Genomic DNA, 6,228 nt, shown 5'->3' on the forward strand with positions numbered 1-6,228 from the left:
GTTGCCGGAGCACCCGCTCCGGCAACCCGACTTTTCGGCAAAGCTCCCATGGCGCGTAGCGGCTTTCTGACATGGCATCGCCGTATGGCCCTGCTGTTCGCGCCGCTGATTTTCCTGCAGGCGCTGACGGGCACAATCCTGCTGCTGCGGGAGCCGCTTGCCTACGTTCTGGAACCGCAAGGCTCCGATGGTCCGGTGCTCGGGGTTCCGGCGCTTGCAGCGGCAGCGGCCCGTACCGGCATGAGGCTTACGCGGCTATATCTGCCTGCATATCCTGGCGGGCCGGCAATGGCGCATTTGGCCAGAGCCGACGGTAGCACGCACTATGCCGCAATCGAGCCGGCATCGGGCGTGATCCTGCGCGAAGGTGGAATCTGGGCTTTTCCGCTGGAGGCTGCCCTTCAGTGGCACTACCGGCTGATGTCGGGCACGGCCGGCCTTGCCTTCGTTGCGCTCAATGGCATCGTACTGCTGATGCTGTCGGGAACCGGGCTAGGGTTCTGGTGGCCTGCGGCCGGGCGCTGGAAGACATCGCTGAAGATCAATCCGAAGATGCCCGCGCGCGTGCGGTTGCGGCAATGGCATCGCAGCGGGGGCGTGCTGGCATCGCTGCTGGTGCTGTTCAGCGCGGTGACTGGCGTGCTGCTTGCCGCTCCCGATTTGGCACCTGCCGCGCCGATGGCAACCACGGCCTTTGTGGCAAGTCCGATGCAACTCGATGGGGCGATGGGATCGGCAACGCGAGCCTATCCTGCCGCGGCAATACGGGACGTGCGCTTTCCGGCCGCTGACCGGGTCGATGTGAACTTCCGCGCGCCGGAAGAGGGACCATTGGCAGTTCATGCCGTCTCGGTCAGGCTTTCGGACGCAAGGCTGCTGCACGTCGTTCCCGCCGCGCAAAGTCCGGCCCTGTGGATGAAGGTCCTGCCTTTGCATACTGGCGACAGCGGGGGAATTTTCGGAATGCTCATGCTTCTTCTGGAAGCACTGGCAATCATGGCTCTTTCGATCACCGGCCCCATGATGTGGTGGCGGCAAAGGAAGATGCGCAAGTGACACTGCTCTATCACGGTCTGGAACAACGCGGTCGGGTGTGGCGCGAGATCGTTGCCTCGCGCGTTCCGCAAATGCCCTTTCTGCACTGGGGCAAGGACAGCGTCGATCCGCAGGTCGTCCGGTATATTGCCACTTGGAATGCACCCCCGGACTTCATTGCGCAGTTTCCCAACCTCGAGATCCTGTTCAGCGTGGGTGCTGGTATCGACCAGTTGCCTATCGGCGCGCTGCCACCACAGGTGCGGGTGGTGCGAATGGTGGAGCAGGGCATCATTACCGGCATGGCAGAATACGTGGCGATGGCTTGCCTTGCCCTGCATCGCGACCTGCCGTTCTTCATTTCGGAACAGCGGGCCGGGCGCTGGACCTATCGGCACACGCGGCTGGCGTCGGAAAGCCGGATCGGCGTGATGGGCCTGGGTGAACTGGGGCGAGCGGCGTTGGACGTGCTCAAGCCGCTGGGCTTTCCGTTGTCGGGCTGGAGCAGGACCCGGCGGGAGATCGCGGGCGTGGAGTGCTTTGCCGGCACGGAGCAACTGGATGCATTTCTGATGCAGGCGGACATTCTCGTTTGCCTGCTACCACTGACGGACGAGACTCGCGGAATTCTGTGCCGTGAGACCTTTGCCAAGATGCCGGTCGGTAGTGCCGTCATCAATGCCGGGCGGGGCGGTCATCTGGTTGCCGAAGACCTGATCGAAGCCCTGGACCAAGGGCAGTTGCGCGCAGCCATGCTTGACGTGACCTGCCCGGAGCCACTGCCCGAGGGCCATGCATTCTATAGCCATCCCGCCATTTTCCTGACGCCGCACGTGGCAGCGGAGACGCGCCACGAGACGGCGGGTAACGTCCTGGCCGACAATCTTGAGCGGTTGCTGGCGGGTGATGCGCTGCTGGGCGAAGTCGACCGCAAGCGGGGCTATTGAAGTGCGGCATGACGTGCTGCGGAATCCCATCAGAACAGTGCAGTGCGCCTTGCCCGGCTTGAACGAACGGGTGCAAGTTCTGCCTGATCGGTGGTCATCTTTCCCGGTCACAAGGCCCTCGAGAATTCAAGAGTCAACGGGGCCAGAAACAGGAAACGAGTTTCGATCATGACCACAGCTGTTTTCACGCCCAAGTTCATCAGCTTCGATTGCTACGGCACGCTGACCCGCTTCCGCATGACGGAGATGGCGACGGCACTCTATGCTGACCGCATTGCCGCCGAGGCTCTGCCGGAATTCTGCAATGACTGGGCAGCCTATCGGCTCGATGAGGTGCTGGGTCCTTGGAAGCCCTATAGCGAAGTCCTAGCCAATTCGCTGGAGCGCTGTTCGAAGAAGTGGGGTGTGGAGTTCCGCCTGGCCGAGGCGACCGCGATTTATGAAGCGGTGCCGACCTGGGGGCCGCACGATGACGTGCCTGGTGGCCTTTCGAAGATCTGCGACAAGATCCCGCTGGTGATCCTTTCCAACGCGATGAACAGCCAGATCATGTCGAACGTCGAAAAGCTCGGCGCGACATTCTACAAGGTCTACACCGCCGAGAGCGCGCAGGCCTACAAGCCGCGCATGCAGGCATTCGAGTACATGTTCGACCAGCTCGGCATGGGACCGGAAGTGGGCATGCATGTCTCGTCGAGCTTCCGCTATGACCAGAATACCGCGACCGACCTCGGCTTTGGCTGCCGGGTGTTTATCGGCCGCGGACATGAGCCTTCGAACGCCAACTATCGCGATGTGGAAATTCCGCACATCGGCGCGCTTCCCGCGGTCGTCGGCCTCTGATGCTTTCGCGCCGTCTCTTGCTGGGAAGCCTTGCTGCGGGGGTCGCGCTGGCCCCTGCCGACAGGCTGATCGGGAAACCCCGCAGGGGCGGCCGGATTCGCGTCGCCGGAATCGTCGCATCGACTTCCGATACCCTGGACCCGGCGCGTGCGGGCAATTCCAGCGACTACATGCGCATGTTCCTGCTCTATAGCGGACTGACGCAATACGATCGCGGGCTGGCGGTGAAGCCGGGTCTGGCGGAATCGATCGAATCCACCGACAATGTGACGTGGACCATCCGCCTGCGCCGCGGCGTGCAGTTCCACAACGGCAAGTCGCTCGATGCTGGCGATGTTGTCCATTCGCTGCTGCGTCACCGTGATCCGGCGGTGGGATCGAAGGTCAAGGCAGTGGCGGAGCAGTTCGCCAGTGCGCGCCGGGTGAATGCGCACGAAGTGGAATTGCGCCTGATCGGCCCAAATCCCGACCTTCCCATCATTCTGGCGCAGCCTCAGTTCGTGATCGTGGAGAACGGCCGGCGGGAATTCAACAAGGCAAATGGTACCGGGCCGTTCGCGCTCAAGGCTTTCGTTCCGGGCATCCGCACGATCGTGCAGCGCAATCCCAACTACTGGAAGCCGGGGCAGCCCTATCTCGACGAGATCGAGCTGATCGCGATTCCGGACGAGCTTTCACGGGTAAACGCTCTGCTTTCGGGCGACGTGCAGATGTGCATCTCTGTCAGTCCGGGATCGGTGAAGCGGGTGCGGGCATCGTCATCGCATCTGGTGATGGAGACCAAGTCAGGGCTCTATACCGATCTGGTCATGCGGCAGGACAATCCAGTGACCGGCCATCCCGATTTCGTGCTGGCGATGAAGCACCTGATGGACCGGGACCTGATCAAGCGGGCGCTGTTCCGGGGTTTTGCGACGATTGCCAACGACCAGCCAATCTCGCCGCTGGATCCCTATTTCAACGCCGACATTCCGCAGCGCGCGTTCGACCCGCACAAGGCGAAGTTCCTGCTCAAGCGGTCTGGCCTCTTGGGCACTCGTCTGCCGGTCTATGTCTCGCCGGCGGCAACGCAATCCGTGGACATGGGGTCGATCCTTCAGGAGCACGCCGCGCAGATCGGGCTCAATCTGGCGATCAATCGCGTGCCAAGTGACGGGTATTGGTCAACCCACTGGATGAAACACCCTTTGACCTTCGGGAACATCAACCAGCGGCCAACGACCGACCTCCAGTTCAGCCTGTTCTTCCAGTCCAAGGCGACGGAGAACGAGGCGGGGTGGAAGAATGCGAAGTTCGACAAGCTGTTGATCGAGGCGCGGCAATCGCGCGACCCGGCACTGCGCAAGGCGATCTATGGCGAGATGCAATGGATGATCCATCGCACCGGGGGGCTGGGCATTCCGGTGTTCATAAGCCTGCTCGACGGCTATGACCGACGCATTCGCGGGCTTCAACCAATCCCGCTGGGTGGCCTGATGGGCTATTCTTTCGGCGAACACGTGTGGCTTGAAGCATGAGCGGCGCAGCTTCTGGTTCTCCCTGGCGTGGTCCGGCCCGCTTGGTGGCCAAGCGCATCGGCCTTGCATTCATCACCCTGCTGCTGGTTTCGGCGGTGGTCTTCACGATCAGCGGCCTGCTGCCGGGCGATGCGGCGCAGGAATTGCTGGGGCAAGGCGCAACGCCCGAACAGATTGCGGCTTTGCGGCATGAGATGGGCCTCGATCGGCCGGCCGTGGTCCGCTACTTCGAATGGCTGCGGGCCATCGCCGTGGGCGATCCGGGCAATAGCATCGTTGCCAACAAGCCAGTTGCCGAGATCATCTCCGAAAGGCTGCCCAACACGTTGACTTTGGCGGGCTTGACGACCGTGTTTTCGGTGCCGTTCGCCTTTCTGATCGGCATCTGGTCCGCCGTTACGCGGGGAAGGTCTACGGATCGCGCGCTCAACATCATGACGCTGGCAATGGTGGCCCTGCCGGAGTTCCTGGTGGCGACGATTGCCGTGCTGGTGTTTTCGGTAAAGCTGCTGTGGCTCCCGTCGATCACCATTGTGCCGCAGGACCCGACACTGGGCGAGTTCCTGCGTGCCTATGCCATGCCGGTGATGGTTCTGGGCGTGGGTGTGATTGCTCAGCTGGGGCGAATGATCCGGGCGGCAATCATTGCCGAACTGGACCGACCCTATGTGGAAATGGCGCGCTTGAAGGGCGTTTCGCAAGCGCGCCTGATCGTGCGCCATGTCCTGCCCAATGCAGTGGGGCCGATTGCCAATGCGATGGCGCTGAGCCTTTCCTACCTTTTCGGCGGGGCGATCATCGTGGAGACGATCTTCAGCTATCCGGGGCTGGCCAGCCTGATGGTCAATGCGGTGACATCGCGCGACATGCCGCTGCTGCAGGCCTGCGCCATGATCTTCTGCGCAGCATACCTGCTGCTGGTGCTGATCGCCGACACGGTTGCCATCCTCGCCAATCCACGTTTGCGACAGGGATGACCATGGCCAATCTCATTCGCCGTGCAGGGCGCCTGCCGCTATCGGGCAAGATCGGACTTGCATTGGTGCTGTTCTGGATCGTGGTTGCTGTGATCGGGCCATGGATTGCGCCCTATCCCCCGGGCTCCTTCGTAAATCAGGAAGTCTTTGCCGGGTCGAGCAGTGCCTACTGGCTGGGCAGCGATTTCCTGGGGCGCGACGTCCTGAGCCGCCTGCTTTCCGGCGCGCGCTTTACTGTCGGGCTTTCTGCGATCGCGGTTGCGATTGCTGCCAGTATCGGCACCGGCTTGGCCTTGACCGCAGCGGTGGGGCCACGCTGGCTGGACGAACTGCTTTCGCGCGCCATGGACACGCTGATCTCGATCCCCAGCAAGATCTTTGCGCTGGTGCTGGTGGCGGCGTTCGGATCCTCGCTGGTGCTGCTGACGACAATCATCGCCATAACCTACGTGCCTGGCAACTTCCGTATCGCGCGTTCGCTGGCGGTGGGGCTGGCGAAACTCGATTACGTGGAAGTGGCGCGGGCGCGGGGCGAAGGGCGGCTGCACCTGGCGCTGGTGGAAGTGTTGCCGAACATGATCAAGCCGCTGTTTGCCGATATCGGCCTGCGCTTCGTGTTCATCGTGCTGCTGCTGTCTGGCCTCAGCTTCCTGGGCCTCGGGCTGCAGCCGCCTGATGCAGATCTGGGGTCTTTGGTGCGCGAGAACACTTCTGGCCTTGCCGAAGGAGCGCTGGCGATCATTGCGCCGGCCGTAGCGATTGCCAGTCTGACGGTTGGGGTAAACCTGCTGATCGATGCCGCCACGCAGGGGAAGGCCGAATGACGATGCAGCTGTAGCGCGACAAACTGGATGAGGATTGCGCGTCAATCAGGATGAGAATGTGATTGTCGCGGCGCGTCGATCAGTG

Annotated in this window: 6 protein-coding genes; all 6 read left to right on the forward strand. The window is 62.3% G+C overall.

Annotated elements, in window-relative coordinates; all coding sequences use genetic code 11:
* Positions 1 to 48 precede the first annotated feature (48 nt).
* The 6 genes from AC1Q5P_RS14835 (at position 49) to AC1Q5P_RS14860 (ending at position 6,143) form a co-directional block, all read left to right on the forward strand.
* Entirely contained in the window at positions 49 to 1,056 is a 1,008-nt protein-coding gene (locus tag AC1Q5P_RS14835; protein WP_492519333.1) for a PepSY-associated TM helix domain-containing protein, read from the forward strand.
* Complete coding sequence (locus AC1Q5P_RS14840; protein ID WP_492478318.1) at positions 1,053 to 1,982, forward strand: 2-hydroxyacid dehydrogenase; 930 nt, start codon at positions 1,053 to 1,055, stop codon at positions 1,980 to 1,982. Before AC1Q5P_RS14835 ends, AC1Q5P_RS14840 begins: the two co-directional genes overlap by 4 nt.
* Before the next feature lie 168 nt (positions 1,983 to 2,150).
* Entirely contained in the window at positions 2,151 to 2,825 is a 675-nt protein-coding gene (locus AC1Q5P_RS14845; RefSeq protein WP_039335937.1) for a haloacid dehalogenase type II, read from the forward strand.
* The gene (locus tag AC1Q5P_RS14850; protein ID WP_492519334.1) at positions 2,825 to 4,342 is read left to right on the forward strand and encodes an ABC transporter substrate-binding protein; all 1,518 of its coding nucleotides are present in this window, start codon (positions 2,825 to 2,827) and stop codon (positions 4,340 to 4,342) included. Before AC1Q5P_RS14845 ends, AC1Q5P_RS14850 begins: the two co-directional genes overlap by 1 nt.
* Complete coding sequence (locus AC1Q5P_RS14855; protein WP_052242552.1) at positions 4,339 to 5,319, forward strand: ABC transporter permease; 981 nt, start codon at positions 4,339 to 4,341, stop codon at positions 5,317 to 5,319. The genes AC1Q5P_RS14850 and AC1Q5P_RS14855 overlap by 4 nt, the downstream gene beginning before the upstream one ends.
* Before the next feature lie 2 nt (positions 5,320 to 5,321).
* The gene (locus AC1Q5P_RS14860) at positions 5,322 to 6,143 is read left to right on the forward strand and encodes an ABC transporter permease (RefSeq protein WP_039336042.1); all 822 of its coding nucleotides are present in this window, start codon (positions 5,322 to 5,324) and stop codon (positions 6,141 to 6,143) included.
* The last annotated feature ends 85 nt before the right edge of the window (positions 6,144 to 6,228 follow it).

The sequence above is a fragment of the Novosphingobium sp. GW835-FHT14H07 genome (genome assembly GCF_058793515.1).